Annotated in this window: 1 protein-coding gene; it reads left to right on the forward strand. The window is 67.8% G+C overall.

From position 1 onward, the window contains the following. The coding region (locus tag QEZ54_RS36270; RefSeq protein WP_281309319.1) for a transposase at nucleotides 1-515 on the forward strand (515 nt) is incomplete at both ends.

The following is a 515-nucleotide window of genomic DNA, read 5'->3' on the forward strand; positions in this document are numbered from 1 at the left end:
CCGACGGCACCACCCGCACCGAACCATGGCGGCTGATCACCAGCCTGCTCGACCACACCCGCTACCCCGCCACCGAACTGGTCGACCTCTACCACCAGCGCTGGCAGATCGAGACCACATTCCTGTCGATCAAGTCGACCGTCCTCGACGGCAGAGTCCTGCGCTCACACCACCCCGCCGACATCGACCAGGAAGTCTGGGCACTGCTGACCGTCTACCAGGCCATCATCCGCACCACCGCCGACGCGATCACCGCCCTGCCCGACACTCCGCACCACCGGGCCAGCTTCACCGTCGCCCTGCACACCGCCCGCGACCAGGTCATCACCGCAGCCAACATCCTGCCCGCCGGCCCGACCGCCATGGTCGGCGCGATCGGCCGGGCAGTCCAGGACAACCTGCTGCCCGCCCGAGCCCGCCAACGCGTCAAGGCACGCACCGTCAAGAACCCGACCAGCAAATACGGGCCCAACGCAGGCCAATACCCCCAACGAACCCAGACCTACACCGTCAAC

Source organism: Catellatospora sp. KI3 (assembly GCF_029948125.1).
Lineage (GTDB): Bacteria > Actinomycetota > Actinomycetes > Mycobacteriales > Micromonosporaceae > Catellatospora.